The 17,626-nt window shown below is 54.9% G+C and carries 13 protein-coding genes; 8 read left to right on the top strand and 5 right to left on the bottom strand.

The genetic code is table 11. The features are described from left to right. Positions 1-2: 2 nt before the first annotated feature. The 3 genes from DESMU_RS07230 to DESMU_RS01865 form a co-directional block, all read right to left on the bottom strand. Positions 3-506 carry an ATP-binding cassette domain-containing protein gene (locus DESMU_RS07230; protein WP_013561903.1) on the bottom strand — a complete coding sequence of 168 codons (504 nt, stop codon included), beginning with the start codon at positions 504-506 and terminating at the stop codon, positions 3-5. A gap of 71 nt (positions 507-577) precedes the next feature. After that, on the bottom strand, positions 578-1,507 hold the full coding sequence (locus tag DESMU_RS07225) for an ATP-binding cassette domain-containing protein (RefSeq protein WP_013561902.1): 930 nt from the start codon (positions 1,505-1,507) through the stop codon (positions 578-580). 100 nt (positions 1,508-1,607) lie between these two features. Continuing rightward, positions 1,608-2,993 carry a BMP family ABC transporter substrate-binding protein gene (locus DESMU_RS01865; RefSeq protein WP_013561901.1) on the bottom strand — a complete coding sequence of 462 codons (1,386 nt, stop codon included), beginning with the start codon at positions 2,991-2,993 and terminating at the stop codon, positions 1,608-1,610. A 187-nt stretch (positions 2,994-3,180) separates the two neighbouring features. On the opposite strand from DESMU_RS01865, the gene DESMU_RS01860 reads away from it, so the two are divergent. From DESMU_RS01860 to DESMU_RS01825, 8 genes are all read left to right on the top strand, one after another. Next, positions 3,181-3,675: a COG2426 family protein gene (locus DESMU_RS01860; RefSeq protein WP_013561900.1), complete on the top strand. Its 495-nt coding sequence runs from the start codon at positions 3,181-3,183 to the stop codon at positions 3,673-3,675. 83 nt (positions 3,676-3,758) lie between these two features. After that, positions 3,759-4,577: a class I fructose-bisphosphate aldolase gene (gene fba, locus DESMU_RS01855; RefSeq protein WP_013561899.1), complete on the top strand. Its 819-nt coding sequence runs from the start codon at positions 3,759-3,761 to the stop codon at positions 4,575-4,577. A gap of 13 nt (positions 4,578-4,590) precedes the next feature. Further along, on the top strand, positions 4,591-5,514 hold the full coding sequence (locus tag DESMU_RS01850; protein ID WP_013561898.1) for a carbohydrate kinase family protein: 924 nt from the start codon (positions 4,591-4,593) through the stop codon (positions 5,512-5,514). A gap of 82 nt (positions 5,515-5,596) precedes the next feature. Then, complete coding sequence (locus DESMU_RS01845; protein ID WP_013561897.1) at positions 5,597-6,865, top strand: threonine synthase; 1,269 nt, start codon at positions 5,597-5,599, stop codon at positions 6,863-6,865. A 64-nt stretch (positions 6,866-6,929) separates the two neighbouring features. Then, complete coding sequence (locus DESMU_RS01840) at positions 6,930-8,210, top strand: metallophosphoesterase family protein (RefSeq protein ID WP_013561896.1); 1,281 nt, start codon at positions 6,930-6,932, stop codon at positions 8,208-8,210. Continuing rightward, positions 8,200-9,504, top strand: a complete 1,305-nt coding sequence (locus DESMU_RS01835) for a hypothetical protein (protein ID WP_013561895.1) — start codon at positions 8,200-8,202, stop codon at positions 9,502-9,504. Before DESMU_RS01840 ends, DESMU_RS01835 begins: the two co-directional genes overlap by 11 nt. 5 nt (positions 9,505-9,509) lie before the next feature. Then, positions 9,510-11,483: an ATP-binding protein gene (locus tag DESMU_RS01830; RefSeq protein WP_013561894.1), complete on the top strand. Its 1,974-nt coding sequence runs from the start codon at positions 9,510-9,512 to the stop codon at positions 11,481-11,483. A gap of 4 nt (positions 11,484-11,487) precedes the next feature. Continuing rightward, positions 11,488-13,968, top strand: a complete 2,481-nt coding sequence (locus DESMU_RS01825) for an AAA family ATPase (protein WP_013561893.1) — start codon at positions 11,488-11,490, stop codon at positions 13,966-13,968. Here DESMU_RS01825 and DESMU_RS01820 read toward each other — a convergent pair. Both DESMU_RS01820 and ileS read right to left on the bottom strand, forming a co-directional pair. Then, the gene (locus DESMU_RS01820) at positions 13,965-14,384 is read right to left on the bottom strand and encodes a cytidine deaminase (RefSeq protein WP_013561892.1); all 420 of its coding nucleotides are present in this window, start codon (positions 14,382-14,384) and stop codon (positions 13,965-13,967) included. The genes DESMU_RS01825 and DESMU_RS01820 overlap by 4 nt on opposite strands. Then, positions 14,374-17,562, bottom strand: coding sequence for an isoleucine--tRNA ligase (gene ileS / locus DESMU_RS01815; RefSeq protein ID WP_013561891.1), 3,189 nt, complete (start codon positions 17,560-17,562; stop codon positions 14,374-14,376). The genes DESMU_RS01820 and ileS overlap by 11 nt, the downstream gene beginning before the upstream one ends. Positions 17,563-17,626: the final 64 nt, after the last annotated feature.

Raw genomic sequence — 17,626 nt, 5'->3', positions numbered from 1 at the left:
GACTACATCACCATGAGGTGCTCTATCTCCTCCCTTCTAGCTGTCTCGGCGTTGAAGGGCCCGTAGACTCTCCCAGAGTTCATCACGTATATTGTGTCGCTTAGCTGGAAGACCTCGTCGAGGTCCTCGCTGGCGAATAACACGCCTATCTTCTCATTAATGGCCTTAGCCTTGATCACCCTTCGAACCGTTACAGCGGTCACCTCGTCGAGCGCCCTCGTCGGGTTATACGCCACCAGCGCGCTCCTACTGTACTCCAGCTCCCTGCCGACAATCACCTTCATGATGTTGCCTCCTGAGAGGACTTTAACCGGTGTCTCCTCGTTCCTTGCAAGGACCTGATACCTCTTCATTATCTCAACCGTTAGCTCACGGGCCTTCTCCCACTCTATCAGCATCTTATCCCTCTGGAAGAGCGCCGCCATGTTCTCCAGTATCGTGTTGTCTGATGAAACCCCGTGTCTAAGCGGTATGTCAGGGATGTAGCCTACGCCCAGCCTCCTCACGTGGTCAACCCCTTTATTGGTGACGTCTCTCCCGAGAACCGTTATCCTGCCGCTGCTCGCCTTGACGAGCCCTACAACGGCTTGGAGGAGCTCCTTCTGCCCGCTACACCCGCTATGCCGACTACCTCGCCTTTCCTCACGGATATCCTTGCACCGTCGACAACCCTTCTACCGTACTCGTCGACCACTACCAGGTCCTCCACCGTGATACACTGCTGGTCGAGAGGGGGGCTGGACGGCAGCCTCTCATACGTTATCTTGCCGGCTTCCTCACCGAACATTAGCTCCCTCACCTTCTCAATGCTTGCCTCCTCACGGCTCAACACGCCTGAAAGCCTCCCCCTCCTCAACACTATTATCCTGTCAGCTATCTCCAGTGCCTCAGTGATCTTATGCGTTATCACTAGGCTGGAGCCCCCGTTCTTCTTGAAGGCCTCGAGGATCACGTAGAACCTGCGTCTCTCCTCGAGCGGAAGGTATGTTAAAGCCTCATCGAGCATCACCAGCTTAGCGTTAAGCAGGAACGCTCTGAGTATCTCAACCATCTGCTTCTGCGTGTACGTGAGCCTCCATGTCTTAGCGTTGAGGTCTATTCTCATACCGATCTCCTCGCTGACCTTTCTGGCTTTCTCATCTATCCTTGAAGTACTAGACAGCCCGCTGAGGCCGAGGAGCCTTAAGCCTATTGCAAGGTTCTCCCTCACAGTCAACCTGTCTATGAGCTGCGGTATCTGAGACACCATTACGATGCCGCTTCTTATAGCGTCAAGTGGATTGTAGAACACTGCTTTCCTCGAGTCAACGTAGACCTCGCCCTCGTCCGGGAAGTAGATGCCGTACAGTATCTTCACGATAGTCGACTTACCTGCACCGTTCTCGCCCAGCAACGCCACTATCTCGCCCCTGTAGACGTCGAAGCTCACTTTATCCAATGCTACTATCCCACCCGGGAAGGACTTCGATATGTTTCTCACGGATACCAGTGGCTTCTCGGATCCCACTTCCTAGGACACCCTGGTTATTACTCATCCTTATTGATATGTATGATAAGGAGGGAGAGGATTAAAAACCGTTTCACCTACAGGGGAGCCCGGCTGGCGTCTAGTGTTTAACCACCCATGTCACGAAGTAGTCCATGTTCCATAGGTCGTCGTGTCCCGCCATGTATCCAGCTGGGAACGATACCTGTGTACCCTGTGGTTTGCCGGCGCAGTATGTTGAGACAGCTTTATCCGGCGGGTTGAGGCAGTAGGCTGTGAACGGCCCCCTGAACGGGTCGAACACTGGTGCTATCGGGTAGGGCTTGGTCCCTATCTTACCGCCCCACTCCATGCTTATACTGGAGATGTTCTCATACTTGTGGGTTGCCGCTGTCTCCTCGAGGGGTACCACTGTGAAGGCTGCCTTCATCTGCCAGTATCTCCTCATGACTAGGTCGTACACGCTGAGTTTTTCACCGGTCAGCTTATCTGTTACCTGTATGCTCTTCAAGGTGTCAATGTACTTCGGGTTGATCATCACTATGCTACCGTCGTCAGCTATGTCGGCGCCTAGGTCGACGGCACCGGAGCTCAAGAGGTACCAGTAGTCGACTTTGTCAAGGTTGTCCGGCCTATAGATCCCGGCCTTTATCTTGGCGAGTATGTCAGCGTATATTATCTCCCATCTAACTATCTGCCCGCTTACAACGTAGTTGGGCCCGTACCTTAGCATTGGACCGTAGTGGCTGAAGACGTAGACCCCGTTGGCCTCACCGTACTCCACGATCTTCGTCGAGTCCTCTGTGAACGCTAAGACATCCACCTTGTACTGCGTCTTCAATGTGTCGGCTGCCTGCCCAGCCTTCGTCGGATCATACCATGCACCTATCTCTATCACGTGGACCGTTATGTTCTTGCCGAGCGCGTCGCCGACCTCCTTGGCGCCTATGGCGAACGCGTTTATGTGCCTCACTACCTCGGGTATCAGGTATGCTGCCACATAGCCTATCTGCCCTGTCTTAGTGAGGGCTCCGGCCATCAGCCCGTTCAAGTAGTACACCTGGTAGAGGTCGGCGAAGTATGTGCCGACGTTTGGCGCCCTCTTATAGCCGGAGCAGTGGAAGAACATGACGTTCGGGTACTTTTTGCCCGCCTCAATCGTCTTATCCATGAACTCGAAGGAGGTGGTGAAGATCACGTTGTAGCCCTGGGACACCAGTCTATCTATGGTGCCGAGCAATTGATCCTCGCTGACAGACTCCACGTAGGTGGTTTGAAGCCACTCCCCGTACAGCTTCTCAACGTACTTCCTGCCTATATCATGCATGTATGTCCAGCCTGCGTCACCTATGGGGCCCACGTAGATCCATGCTGCCTTCACTGTCTCCGGCGGCGTGTATGCTTTCTGAACGGCTGCCGGCGCCATTGACTGGCCTGCGAGGAATCCCACTGCACCCGACACTATTACTAGGACTACGAGTATTGCGACGAGGATTCCCGTCTTCATACTACTACCCCTTATCCTTATGTGTATTTCTTGTAGGTACTGATATATAAAAGTTTTCATTATATTGAATCAATGAAAACTCTCATCCCACCGGGCGTGCACTCTTATGATTAATCTATTAAAACCCTTGAACCATAGCCATACTGGAGGCCTCAATCAACGGGTGTGCTTTCAACGGTGCATCACCATGGATTCGTGGACACTGCTCTGGGCTATGATACTCGCGTTCGCACCGATCAGCGAGGTGAGAGGAGCCATCCCCTACCTGCTCATCGCAACCAGCGGTGACGCTGTGGGAGCGGTATACGGCCTCCTGCTCTCCGTAGCAGCAAACATGGCTGTCCCCTTTGCAGCCTTCCCGATCCTCGACGTCCTCGACGCGCTGGCTGCGAAGCCATGGATGCCCTCCGTGGTTAAGAGGCTCTACGGGTTCCTGAGGGGGCTCGGTGAGAGGAAGGCGCTGGGGGTTAGGAGGGGCTCCTACATTGCTTTAATGGTGTTCGTGGCTGTACCCCTCCCCGCTACAGGTGCGTGGACAGGGAGCCTTGTCGCATATGTCCTAGGCCTCGACAGGAGGAAGTCTATTCTCGCAATAGACGCCGGTGTCGCAGCCGCCTCCCTGATAGTCTTCGCCGCAGCCTACCTGGGTATCGGCCTCTTGAAAACCTTGTTCATGCTTTAATCATTCATTGAAATAGAAGGCGCATTCCAAGGGACCCCAGTATTTTAATCGTTTAAACAATTACATTTAGCAGGGGGTTAGACATGAGCTACAGCATAGCTGGGAAACACCTCAGGCTCAAGAGGATCCTGCCCACTGGTAGAGGCGTTGTCTTCGCATTCGACCACGGGGTTGAACACGGGCCAGGGGACTTCCCCCGTGAATACCTTGATCCAAGGGTGATCATAGGTAAGGTTGTTGAGGCAGGCGTAGATGCAGTCATGATGCTTCCAGGAGCAGCCTTCATAACGAGGGATCTATGGGCTGGGAGAGCCAGCCTGATAGTCAAGGTGACGAGTAAAACCAACCTGAGGCCGGAGGATGGGAGGCTTCTCCAAAGCGTCTTCGGGCACGTTGAGGACGCCGTTGCACTCGGGGCTGAAGCCGTTGCAGCAACCGTCTACTGGGGCAGCCAGTACGAGGATGCAATGCTACGCCAGTGGTTCGAGGTCAAGAGGCAGGCTGAGAGATACGGGTATCCATGCCTACAGCTATCCTACCCGAGGGGGCCCGCGATAAAGAACATGTATGATGTGGAAGTAGTCAAGTACGGTGTGAGAGCCGCTATCGAGAGCGGGGCCGACCTCATTAAAACATACTACACGGGTAGCCTCGAATCCTTCAGGGAGGTTGTTGAGGCAGCCGCTGGAATACCAGTGTTGATGAGCGGCGGCGCGGTGAGGGAGAGGTTCATAGACTTCCTGAGGGATGTTGAAAACGTTGTCAAAGCCGGGGGACGCGGCGTAGTCGTCGGTAGAAACGTGTTTAGACACAGGAACCCTGCTGGAGCCATGAAGGCTGTGATGAAGGTTGTCCACGAGGATGCCTCACCAGAGGAAGCCGTGAAGTACGCGGAGCAGTAGCCCGGTGATCCAGGTGGGCAGGGACATCGACGTAGTCACAGTAGGGCATGCACTGGTAGACATAAGGATAGTTGTCAACGAGTTCCCCTCAGTGGACTTAGAGAGCAAGGTGTTGAACCAGTCCTGGGGGGCCGGCGGCTCAGCCGTGAACGTCGCCATAGGCGTGAGCAGGCTGGGCATGAAGTCCTCCATAATAGCGAGAGTCGGCTTCGACAGCTTCGGCAGGATAATAGTCGACGACCTGCTCAGGGAGGGAGTCGACATAAGCGGGCTTAGAATAGGGTTCACGCAGACAGGGTTCACGATAGTTGCGATCAACAACAAGGGGGAGATAATGATGTACGGGTACAAGGGGGCTGCTGAAGAGCTGCAGCCGGAGGACATCAGCGAGTACGCTATATCACGTGCTAAATGGATGCATATAGCCAGCCTCAGGCTCGACACCACGATGAAGGCTATAGAGGTGGCGAGGAAGCATGGGTTAACTATTTCATGGGATCCCGGTAGAGTGCTCGCGTCGCAGGGATTGGAGAAGCTGAGGGACGTGGTGTCAGCCGTCGACTACGTCATGCTCAACGAGAAGGAGGCAAAGCTCATGACGGGCGTCGAGGACTACAGGGAGGCAGCTAAAACCATAGCGGGAGACACCAGTGCATCCATTCTCCTGAAGAGGGGGAGTAAAGGAGTCTACGTGCTCTCCAAGGAGTACACGGGTGATATCCCGGCGTACAGTGTTGAAAACGTTATAGACACAACGGGGGCCGGCGACGCCTTCGCCTCAGGCTTCATAACCGGTATACTCCGCGGGTACAGCCTTAGGAAGGCTGTGCAGTACGGTAACGCCGTGGCCGCCTTGAAAATCGGGAAGCTCGGCTCACACCAGGTGCCCTCGCACGATGAAGTAGTGGAGTTCATATGGGATAGGGAGCAGGGCTAGGCCTCCAGCCCTGCGTTAACGCTCAATGTTTTTATATATGGATCCACATATCGCTCCACTAAGCCAGGCCTGGTGCATCAAGTTGCATGTGAAGGAGCTCCGATGCAGTAGGTGTGGTAGAAGATTCCTCCTCGATGAGAAGCCGTTGACCTGTCCAAGCGGTGACCTAGGCAGGCTTGACATCGTGTACGACTACGATGCCATATCGAGATCCATCAGTAGAGACGCGTTGTCAAGCAGGCCCTTCAACATGTGGAGGTACATGGAGTTCCTGCCTGTGCCAAGCAGCGACTACGTGGTGTCCCTAGGGGAGGGGGGTACGCCTCTCCTCAAGGCTAAGAGGCTCGGGGAGAGACTCGGGTTAAGGAACCTCTACCTCAAGGATGAGACGAGGAACCCCACCGGGAGCTTCAAGGATAGGGCGATGAGCGTCTCGGTATCGATGGCCGTTTACTTTGGATTCAAGCGAGCTGTGATAGCGAGCAGCGGTAATGCTGCTGCATCCCTTGCAGCCTACGGTGCCAGGGCAGGCATAGAGGTGTACGCCTTCGTCCCAGACTTCGCCGGCTACGGTAAGATAGCGCAGCTACTCTACTATGGTGCAAAGGTATTCAAGGTTAGATGGGTTGAATCAGAGGATCCAACGGTTAAAATGATGAGGATCCTCTACGAGAAACACGGGTTCTACCCGAGCCCCAGCTTCGGCGTCTTCAACCCCTACCAGGTTGAGGGGCCGAAAACCATCTCCATGGAGGTGAGCGAGCAACTCGGCTGGACTGTGCCGAGCCAGGTGTTCGTGCCCACTGGTGCGGCAAGCCTGCTGACAGGGGTGTTCAACGGGTTCAGGGATTTAAACATGGTTGGATGGGTGGACGGGTACCCGAGGCTCGTAGCAGTCCAACCCGAAGGCAACCACCCGTTTGTAAGAGCGTGGATGGAGAGGGCGGATCCCTTAAGGATAAAGCCGTGGGAGAAGCCGCCTGAAACCATTGCAACAGGCCTCGAGGACACGTACCCGTGGGACGGTGACGCTGGTCTAAGAGCCCTCTATAAGACAGACGGGTACGGTGTAGTCGTGAGCGACAGGGATATTGTTGAAGCAATGAGGATGCTGGCAGGCCTCGAGGGGGTTTTCGCGGAGCCGAGCGGTGCAGCCGGGTTAGCCGGGCTGGTTAAAGCCGTTGAGAACGGGGAGGTAGACAGGGATGAGGTTGTCGTCGTCCTCGTCACAGGGCATGGGTTAAAGGACCCGGATATCGTGAGGAAGACTGCTCCGGAGCCCCCGTTGATAAACCCTGATGTAGAGGAGTTCAAGAAGGCTGCGCGGGAAGCATACGGCGTCTCCCTCTAGCTTCAACACAAGGTTTTTCACACCCATCTCTCCTTATAGAATACTGTGCCTGGAAGTGTCACGCATGGTGTTCATCCATACAGGGGACCTCCACCTCGGCTGCAATCTCTCCGAGGAGAGCGCTCTCTCCAAGCTATACATGGATGTCCTTGACGAGATACTCGAGAACGCGCTTGAACACAGGGCGCCCCTACTCATCTCAGGAGACTTCTTCGACCACTATGCTGTCAGCTACACGTTAATGATAGAGGTTGCCAGGAGGCTGCGCCGCCTCCGTGAAGCCGGGGTTGAAGTAGTGGCCGTCCAAGGAAACCACGATAACGCCCGCGGCGGCCGCGGCGTACTAGACCTCTACAGTGAAACAGGCTTAATCAAGCTGACCAGGTATGAGGAGAGGGAGGGCTACCTCGTGCTCCACCCGCTTAAGGCAGGCGGCTACGTGTTCTACGGTGTCCCAGGCTTCAGGAACCAGGCTGAGTCAAGGTATATCAAGGAGAGGAGAGTCAGGTTCACCGGTGTAGGTGAAGCCGGGGGCGCCCCCATCATAGTCCTCGCCCATGTAAGCGTGGAGTTCGCTGGCTTCAAGCCAAGTGCCTACAGCGAGATATACGGGGACATGGATGTACTCGAAAACGAGCTCTGGAGTATTCTTCCAGGTGGAACCAGGTATGTTGCATTAGGCCACGTGCACATCCCGATACCATTCGAGAGGAAATTCAAGTCGAATACAGCGTACCCTGGGGCACCCATAGGCATGGGGATCAACGACCTCAGGGATACTGCAAGGCTATCGGGGAAAGGGGTTGGGAGAAGAATACTGTTAGTCGACGTGGAGGGCGACATCCCCTCAGTGGAAGCCCTGGAGCTCGAGTCCGCTCCCAGGGTGTTCTATGAGAAAACCGGCTTCAACAGTATTGAAGAGTTGAAGAAATACTTGGAGCAGGCTGTGAAAACCCATGGAGACCACCACGCCTTCATAATCGACGTCGAGGAGTTGAAGACCGGGGAGGCAGGCGGCCTCACCCCCTTCATCCAGGAGCTACAGCAGAAGCATGGTAAACTAGTCTACATTAGACTCCCAGGTGAAACCGGCTTCGAAGACTTCTTCACAGGTGTACAGCCGCCTCCCCAGGCCACGGGGCTCACCCTAGAGGACATCGAGGACATGGTTCTAAGGGAGCAAGCCGGGAGACTAGGGCTCCCCGTTGAGAAAATACGGGAGATCCTCAGGCTCCTCTACGAGGAGAGAGGGGAGAAGGGTAGGAGGTATTACCAGGATCTCTACGAGGAGCTTAAGAGGGCTCTGAGAGAGTCCTATAGCAGGGGGAGGAACAGTGGTGGATGAAGTCATCAGGTTCATCGAGAAGTACGCTAGGCTAATGCACGAGGACTACTTGAAGTCGCATGAAAGCATAGTGGTTAAGAAGAGAAGCGAACTCTACAGCAGGCTCTTCAAGGTGGCCCCTATACCTAGTGTTAAGCAGGAGAAGCCGGTTGTATTCGTTGACGGCGGGCGCCTAGACCTTGAAACAGATGTCTCAGCGCTCACCGTGGTGAACCTCGGTGCACTGGTACGCCGCGTGGATGGAGAGCTTGTAACCCTCAACGAGTACCTCGGGGACCCCGGGGTGGAGGCGATTGAGACGCTTGTAGTCTACTCCACGATCCAGTGGGACGGCTTAAGCCACGTCTACAGGGTGCTTATAGAGCCGGTGGCAGCAGGCAGCCTCCTCTTCGAAAACAGGGATCCGGTGAGCGTCTCAAGGGATATCAGTGATGCCGTGAACAATGAGGTTAAAGCCTCACATATCCAGGTGAGGAAGGCTCCAAGAGTGTTGAAACGGGTGCACAGCTACATAGTTGAGTTAGCCGAGGTCGCGTACCTGGCAAGGATCCTCAGCCACATGCCGGAGGGCATAGGCGTTGTAGACGGCTCACTGCTAAGGTGGTTTACCCGTGGAGAACTCGCGAGAGGAGGCTACAGGATCCTCTCAGCTGTCTCCGGGCTGAATGATCCAGGGCTCAGGGAGACTTTAACAAGTATCATAGGGGTGTCTAAGACCTCGAAGTTCACGAATGTGGCGAGAGCCTACAATCTCTTCACAGGGTACGCGGGGAGCGTGGATTCACCACGCGGCCTATACGGTTACGTGGACTCCGAGTCCGCTGAGAGGGCGAGAGGAATCCTTGACGAGATAGCGAGGCTCGGCGTGGACCTAGCGAGGGAGGCCGCCGGGGTCTTCAACAGGAAGGTCTTCAGAGAGGGGAATATATGGGTTTTCCGCATACCTGTCACAGGGGACATGGAGTGGGTGCTCCACGCCGACTACTATGTTGAGGGGCCTGTTGCAACGGTTGAGGGAGACGGCAAGGTCTATGTAAACGAGGATCTAGCTGGGAGGCTCTCGGAGAGAATACATCGCACTATCAGAGAGGTCTTCGCTAAGCGTAGCAGTCTACAGGGGCATCCACCATATGGTTTAATGGAGGTAGATGTAAACGTGAGGATCGATAAGGCTAAATCCGAGAACCTGCGTCAACTACTCCTAGCAGGGCTCAAGGAGGCGACTGGCAGGGGCAACCACCCCTTGATCCAGGCGTTGGAGACCACTCTTAGAATGAGGTATGGTTACGGGTGATCCATATGGCTAAACAGGTCGGGGTAACACACGGGTGGAGCGGGGACGGGGTAAGGATAGCCGTCTCGTCCCCTGGCTACCTCCCAGGTCTGGGAGACCTCCTCTATGTGAGGGAACAGGATAGAACACTCATACTCCAAGTAGTGGGCTTCGAGGGAGGCATACCAGCACCGCCTGCAAGCATAAGGGTCTCGAAGCCCGATGTCCTCAGCGATGTCTCAAAGGAGATCGTGGCGATCGCATCCCTATTCCTCGAGGTATCGAGTACAGGGGGAGAGAAAAGGCTTGAGAAGCCTGTGAGGCCGCCTGCATTAATGCAGCCAGTGTACCTCATGGATCCAGGTGACCCGGAGGCAAGGGGGATACTAGTGGAGATCAGCGGGTTGACGAGCGGCCGTGGCACGGGCACCGTGCCGTTAGCGTACCTGAGGACGGGATCCTACACCGGGAGCGGGGTTAAGTACGTGAGGGAAGCCGGCCTCAGAGTGGAGCCGGGAAGCATTCTCAGTAAACACGTGCTTATAGTGGGGCAGACGGGGTCGGGTAAGACAAGCGGCTTAAAGGGCATCATGGTTAGGTATGCGAGGGAGTCCAGTGAGAAAACCGGGTGGCTCGTGATAGATAGGCATGGTGAGTACGCTGAGGACTGCAGCCAGGAGAGGTTCACGTGGCGTCTTTACGAAGCCTTCTCAGGCAATAAGTATCTCAGTGACACCTTGATCAAGGCGGTGAGGCTGACTGGGGGAAGCGGTGTAAACGATATATGTATACAGGGGAACCTCCGGATCTATGAGGCGTCGCTGAGCGCCAGCAGCATAGGGTTAAGGGATTTCCTAGCGCTCCTTGAAAACAGGGTGAAACCGGAGCTCGTCAGCGAGATCGAGGAGTTCGCGGAGATAATATTACAAGCCCTCTTAAACATCCGTGAGGAAGACGAGAAACATAGAAGCATTGTAGGCGAGTTCCTCACAGGCGACAGCGGGGATGAGGCGGAAGCAAACGGCAATGTCATAGCGTTGATCCCCTTGATCTACAGCAACATGATAGTATACGAGGGCATCGGTGCAGAGAGGAAGGACAGGACGGGATTCCTCAAGGTCCTCGTCGACAGGGGGATTTACACCACCCATGTGAGAACCATGAGGAGGTACATAAGGGCGATCATGGGGTGGAGGACGCCGCGTAGGAGGCTCCAGAACTCGGCTTCGGTATACGTGAGCGTCATAGATGACTCGAAGAGCGTTGTAAAGGTCAGCCCACTACTCAAGGATCCCAATACATTGAGCTGGCTGCTCAACGAGCTGGCGAAGCAACTAAACAAAATGGAGAAAGCAGGGCTGGGTGAATACCCGTGGAGAAAAGTGGAAACAGGGTCGCAGCAAATAGAGTTTAGAAGCATTGAGGCCGGCAGCATTGATGAGATAGTGGGGGATGTAGACGCCGGGAACGTGGTCATCCTAGATGTCTCCAGGCTGAGCAATGAGCAAGCCGACCTAGTGGTCTTAACCGTGGTGAGACGCTTGTTCGAGCAAAGGATGACCATGGGGGTTGAGGAGGCGAAGGGTAGGCCAGCGGTCACAATAGTCTCCGAGGAGGCACCGCTCTACCTGAGCCCTGACAAAGTGAACAGTCCATTCAACCCGTTCGCCAGGATAGCTAGGGAGGGGCGTAAATTCCGCGTCGGCCTCATAGCGGTGACGCAGCTTGCAAGCATGATAGAGAAGCAGATACTCGGAAACTTCAACACTGTGATAGCGTTGAGGACTAAGAGCAGGAGTGACATAGAGTTGCTGAAGGATATAGGTGTGCCGTCGGAGACCCTGCCGTTCCTAGGGGACAGGGAGGGATATATTTACTCACCAGACCTACCTGTTAAAGAACCACTGCCGGTCTACATACCAGGCTGGTATGAGGAGGATACACGAGGGGAGGGCGACAGGATCCCGGATGCCCGTGTCCTGTTAGACCAGGGGGTTTAACTTAATGAGGATATACGGGTTAATGCTTGAGAACATAAGGAGCTTCAGGAAGGAGTACGTGGTCTTCCCAAACAAGGGCGTCACCGTGATACACGGGGCTACCGGGAGCGGTAAGACAAGCATACTCATGTCCGTGAGCGCCGCTTTATTTGGACTCCAAAGGGAGAGCAGGGATCCCTTCAGGGCTTTCGCATACCCTACTGGGAGAGACCTGGTGAGAGCCGACGCGTCGAGCGCGAGGATCAGGCTGCTCTTCGAGCACAATGGGAAGCTATACCTGGTGGAACGCGAGTTCAGGAGAGACGGGGAGAGAGTGGTTAACGCAGAGTACAATAGGCTCGAAGAATACGTGGTCGACTCCTCGGGCCGTGTCGTCAACACAAACCAGTGGATACTATCGCCCACAGAGCTGAACAAGAGGGTCAAGGAGATACTGGGGATCAAGGAGAAAGCCCGGGAGCAACCACTCCTCTTCACAAGCGTCCTCTACGCGCCGCAGTTCAACATACATGAAGTGCTAAGCTTGAGCGATGAGGATAGGACGGAGATCATTGAGAGATCCCTAGGGTTATCGAAGTACAAGGAGTATAAGAAGAACAGCGAGGAAGTCGAGAACATTATAAGGAGTAGAGTGGACGAGCTCGCCAGGAACATGGAGAGGTTGAAGACAAGGTTAAGGGAGAGGAGCAAGGAGAGCCTACTGGAGGAGAAGAAGAGGCTCACAGCAGAGGTAGAGGGCTATGAGAAGGCGAGAACGGAGAAGCTGAGGAGGCTGGAGGAGGTTGAAGCATCCATCGAGAGAGAGCAACGGTTACTCATGGAGGCCGAGCGGGAGGTAGCCGAGCTGAAGAGCAGGATCGAGCAGGCGAGGAGGCTTGAAGCAAGACTCAGGGAGATAGAGGGCGAGATCGCTGGGGTGGCCGCGGGCATTGGAGGCGTTGAAGCCGACCCGGCCTCCATCCTCGGTGAGCTGACCCGGCGCATTGATGAGGCTAGTGGAAGACTCAGGGAGTTACATGAGAAGGAGGCGTTGATCGAGGAGGAGATAGAGGGGTTCGAGCAGAGGTTAGAGGAGGCTAGGAGAGCGTACAGCGAGCTCAAGGCTAAGATAGGGGGCCTCGAGTCGGATAAACGGAACATCCTTGCCCGTAGAAGAGAGCTAGAGGATCAGCTTAAACGCTACAAGGAGCTCCTGGAGAGAGGGATATGCCCCCTGTGCCTCCAGCCGATACCGCATGAACACGGGGTTAAACTCATCGACGAGGTGTCCAAGGGGATAAGGGATCTAGAGGAGAAGGCAAGGGAAACCGAGGAGAAGAGGACGGGGATCGCGGCAGAGATATCCAGGGTGGAGGAGGAGATACGGCGACTAGAAGGGGAGGTTCGTGGGAGGAAAGCGGAGAGGGATCGCGTGAGAGGCGAGTACAAGAAGCTTGAGGAGGAAGTGAGGAGGCTGCAGTTAACAGCTGAGAAAATAAGAAGCATGCTCAGAGAGGCTGAGAGAGTTAGAGCAGAGCTCTCCGGGGCAGCCGGCCTAGAGGACAAGTTGAAGGAGGCCTTGTCGAAGAGGAGCAGTATTGAGGCAGCCTTAAGGGAGCTCAGGGAGGCTGAGAAAGGACTGCAGGCCGAGATAAGGGAACTGGACTCAAGGATAGCTAGATCCAAGGCCTCAATCGAATACGTTGAGAAGATGATCCACGAGATAGAGAGGGATGAAGAGGAGTTGAGGAGGCTGGAAGAGGAGAAGATGTTCCATGAATGGATGCTCGCCCTGCTCGCATCCCTCAACGAGGTAGTGGATGAGGTTGAGAAAAGAGTGTCGCTTGAGGTGGTGCAGGAGTTCAGGAGGAGATTCTACGCGATACTCGGCACGTTGATGAGGGAGCAACCCGTAGAGGTGGTTGTAAGAGACGACTTCACCCTGGAATCCAAGGTTAAGATAGGGGGTAAGGCATACGCTATTTCATCGCTGAGCGGTGGGCAGAGCATAGCTATAAGCCTAGCCTACAGGCTCGCCTTAAACGCCACCGTGAGGGCTTACTCCCCGTTTCTAAGGAACACCGTGCTGATACTGGATGAGCCGACAACCGGGTTCAGCCAGGAGCTGGTTAGAAGGCTTGGTGAAGCACTCCGCCTCATGAGCTCCGCTAGGGGTCAGGGGCAGGAGGGCGGGCAGATAATAGTCGTCACCCATGATGAACTATTGAAGGACATCGGGGACTGCAGGATCATGCTGGAGCGTGACGCATTAAACCATGTCTCCAGGGTGAAGGGCTATGAATGCGTGGACTTCAAGAACTTCGACGACTACAAGAAGCTCGTAGAGGAGATCCTGAGTGGACGCTTCTCCAGGAGGACTACGGGACCCGTTGAAGGCGGCGGCTTCAAACCCGTGGTGAGCCTGGAGGCAGGGGGCTCTGCGAGGAAGAAGAGCATCCTGGAGTTCAGTAGGGGGCAGGGAGGGAAGCAGAGCGGTGTAGGCTAGGATGGGTCCCGGCGGCCTGCTTCATCACTGATTGTGAAAGGCTGCGGGAAAAGCTCCTCCAGGTTCCTCACCACTGTTCTCCCAGACCTAGTGCTGTGCATTACTATGAGTGCCCTGGGATTGAACTCTGCTATCACCTGCCTGCATGCACCGCAAGGCGGTATCGGGTCCTCGAGATCCGTTACTATGGCTACGGCCACCGGATCCCTTTCACCAGCCGCAACCATTGCGGAGATCGCTGAGCGCTCAGCACATATGGTTAAACCGTAGCTGGCGTTCTCGACGTTGACCCCTAAGTATACTCTTCCACTGCTCGTCAACACGGCTGCCGCGACATGTATGTTGCTGTAGGGGGCGTAGCTGTTCCCGAGAACCCTCGAGGCCTCCTTGATGAGTGCGTCCACGTCAATCCTCAACCTTCTCAACCCCTATGATGTATTCCTCATCGTTTATCTCCCATGTCTGCGTGAAGCCTTTCAGGAACCCCTTGTCCCCATAGCCCGGTGTAATCCTTAACTCCACGCTTCTCGTTTCATTCATTATATAGCTCTTCTTTGATTCAAGCAGCCTCGCCTTGTCCGGAGGAGCCATCACGATTGTCCTTATCTTCGCGTCGAGCTCGAGGTTAAGCATCTTCCTCATGACCTGTATCCTTCTCACAACATCTCTTGCAAGCCCTTCTGCAACCTCCTCCTCGCTGAGCCTGGTGTCTATTGCAACGCTCCCCCATTCCCTGTCCTCCACGCTGAATCCCTCTATATAGTAGGGTGTTATCGAGACGTCGCCCCTCTCTAGAACTATCTTTGATCCATCTAGGATCGCCTCGTGCACCCCCTTCCCAAGGATGTCGGCTGCCACCTTCTCCTGGTTCTCCTCGATGTAGCTGATCACCCGTTTAGCAAGCGACTTGTACCTGGGCCCTATACTCCTGTAGACTGGTTCAACCCTGTACCTGACTATTTCCCCAAGGAGCCTCAGGGGCTCTACGGATACCTCCCTGGAGTTCGTGATAGCCTTCACGAGCTCCAGGTTTCTTGAGACGGCTGCCGCAACATCCTCCCTATTCGTGTAGACTATGAGTCTTCTAACGGGCTGGCGGAGCTTTATCCCCTGCTTCATCCTCGCCGAGGCCGATGCCTCGTAGACCTGCCTGATCAACCTCATCTCCTCCTCCAGTTTCCCATTGATGAATCCTTCATCCGGCTCCGGGTAGGGGAGTAGGTGTATCGAGGGCTCCCCGTACACCGGCTTCATGAGGGCTTGATACATGTATTCAGCTATGAAGGGTGTGAAGGGTGCTATGAGCCTTGCAACCCTGTCGATAACATAGTAGAGTACAGTGTACGCAGCCAGCTTATCACCGGTGTTCTCTTCAACCCATACACGTGGCCTGATGAGCCTTATGTACCAGTGGCTGAGGTCCTCGACGAAGAACTCTCTGAGAAGTCTCACAGCCTCGTAGACCTGATACGACTCCATGAGCTCTGAAACCTGCTTGATAAGCGTGTTAACCCTGCTCAGTATCCACTTATCCTCTACCCTCAGGTGTCCTGAGACATCCCTTATGGTGTGGCCTGCTGGATCATACTTGTCGAGCCTCATATATGTGTAGGCGAAGACAGCTATGCTCCACAGTACTGAGAGGTCTCTCACAGCCTCCTCAAGGCTCTTCCAAGAGAACCTGGCGTCCTCCCACGTCGTGTTCCCAAGCAGCCATAGCCTCAGAGGATCCCTGCCAACCCTGGATATTGCTTCATCCGTGCCCACGTAGTTCCCCAGGCTCTTATGCATCTCCCTGCCCTTCTCATCCAGCATGAAGCCGTGGACGAGCACGGTTCTATACGGCGACCTATTGAATCCCAGGACCCCGGCGCGTAGAAGCGAGAAGAACCAGCCCCTGGTCTGGTCATGGCCCTCCACGATGAAGTCTAGGATCACGTCCTCAGGGCTTAACTCATCCGGGTGTCCTTTAGCAGCGTAGAATGCTACACCGCTATCCAACCATACGTCAGCTACATCGGGTACGCGGCGCATCTCGAGCCCGCAGTGGGGGCACTTCAACACTACGCTGTCTATCCATGGCCTGTGGAGCTCCCTGGGTCTGACGCCGCCGTAGCTCTCGAGCTCCCTGATGCTCCCGACTACGAGTCTATGTCCATTAGGGCACTCCCATATCGGTAGAGGCGTACCCCAGTACCTCTGCCTCGAGATAAGCCAGTCCTGTATATTGTCTATCATGAAGCCTATTCTCTCCCGTGCCCATTCAGGTATCCATTTAACGCGATCCGCCTCCTCCCTGAGCCTCTCCCTCAGCCTCGACACCTTGATAACCCATTGCCGGGTAGCCCTCATGACTACAGGGGTCTTACACCTCCAGCATACAGGGTACTTGTGCATTATCGTTGAGGCCTTGAGGAGGGCGTTCCTAGCCCTTAGATCCTCTATTATCAGCTGGTTTGCCTCCCTCACACGGAGACCAGTGTACTTGCCTGCTTCACTAGTGAATCTCCCCTCATCGTCCACGGGGCTGGCGGCTGCATCTATCCCGTTTCTCTTAGCAACGATGAAGTCTTCGAAGCCGTGGCCTGGGGCTGAGTGAACCAGCCCCGTGCCCTCGTACATTGTTACGAACTCGGGGGCTGGGTACACCGCGTGGTACTTGGATAGCTCTCTTTGAAGAGGGATGACGTCGGCCAGTGGATGAATGTATCTTACACCGATGAGGCTGCGCCCCTTGAACTCCTCAACCACCTTGTAGTCTTCCACACCGAGCTCTTTCATCACTGCTTCAAGCCTCTGCTTAGCTAGAATCCATTTCTCTCCACCTACCTCTACCTTCACATAGTCTTCATCCGGGTGAACCATTACGAACGTGTTGGCTGGAAGAGTCCACGGTGTAGTGGTCCAGATAACCAGGTATTCCCCGGGCTTACCCTCAACCTGGAGCTTCACGTATATGCTTGGATCCTCTAGTTCACGGTACTCGAGCTCGTACTCCGCCAGCGTGGTGGAGCATCGGGGACACCAGTGTACAACCCTGTACTCCTCCTCGAGTAGCCCTGCCTCATGCGCCTTCTTTATCAACCACCACTCTGCCTCAATGTACTCGTCTCTCAGTGTTAGATACGGGTTATCCCAGTCCATGAATACTCCTAGCTCCTTAAACCACCTGGTTATAGCGTTTGCATTGGTGAGGGCGAGCCTCCTGCACTCCTCTATGAAGCGTTCGACCCCGATCCGCTCCTCTATCTCCTTCTTGACGCTGACGCCGAGCTTCTGCTCAACCTTCACCTCTATGGGGAGACCGTGGCAGTCATAGCCCGGTCTATCGTAGACCCTGTACCCCTTCATCCTCTTATACCTGAGCACAGCGTCCTTCAACGCCTTATTCCATGCTGTACCAATATGCGGTATGTCGCCTGAGGGATACGGCGGGCCATCTATGAAGTTGAAGCGCAACTGCTTCGATTCATCAGCCTTCTTAACCAGGCTGTAGACGCCAACTGCATCCCAGTAGTCTAGAACCTTCTTCTCAACATCATGGGGTCTGTAAACCCCTTGGAGAGCCCACTCCTTCTCCGTGACCCTGCTCATCCGCCACGCCTCTTAAAGCGGTGTAAGCCTTCACCGGGTTACCCTAATAGTCGCAGGCAATAAA

It is taken from the genome of Desulfurococcus mucosus DSM 2162, from assembly GCF_000186365.1.
GTDB classification, from domain to species: domain Archaea; phylum Thermoproteota; class Thermoprotei_A; order Sulfolobales; family Desulfurococcaceae; genus Desulfurococcus; species Desulfurococcus mucosus.
This window is presented reverse-complemented; position numbering and strand designations above follow the sequence as displayed.

Excerpts from the sequence above, each read along its gene's own strand:
- DESMU_RS01865 (WP_013561901.1), bottom strand. The coding sequence starts at position 2,993 with ATGAAGACGGGAATCCTCGTCGCAATACTCGTAGTCCTAGTAATAGTG.
- DESMU_RS01860 (WP_013561900.1), top strand. The coding sequence starts at position 3,181 with ATGGATTCGTGGACACTGCTCTGGGCTATGATACTCGCGTTCGCACCG.
- fba (WP_013561899.1), top strand. The coding sequence starts at position 3,759 with ATGAGCTACAGCATAGCTGGGAAACACCTCAGGCTCAAGAGGATCCTG.
- DESMU_RS01840 (WP_013561896.1), top strand. The coding sequence starts at position 6,930 with ATGGTGTTCATCCATACAGGGGACCTCCACCTCGGCTGCAATCTCTCC.
- DESMU_RS01830 (WP_013561894.1), top strand. The coding sequence starts at position 9,510 with ATGGCTAAACAGGTCGGGGTAACACACGGGTGGAGCGGGGACGGGGTA.
- DESMU_RS01825 (WP_013561893.1), top strand. The coding sequence starts at position 11,488 with ATGAGGATATACGGGTTAATGCTTGAGAACATAAGGAGCTTCAGGAAG.
- ileS (WP_013561891.1), bottom strand. The coding sequence starts at position 17,562 with ATGAGCAGGGTCACGGAGAAGGAGTGGGCTCTCCAAGGGGTTTACAGA.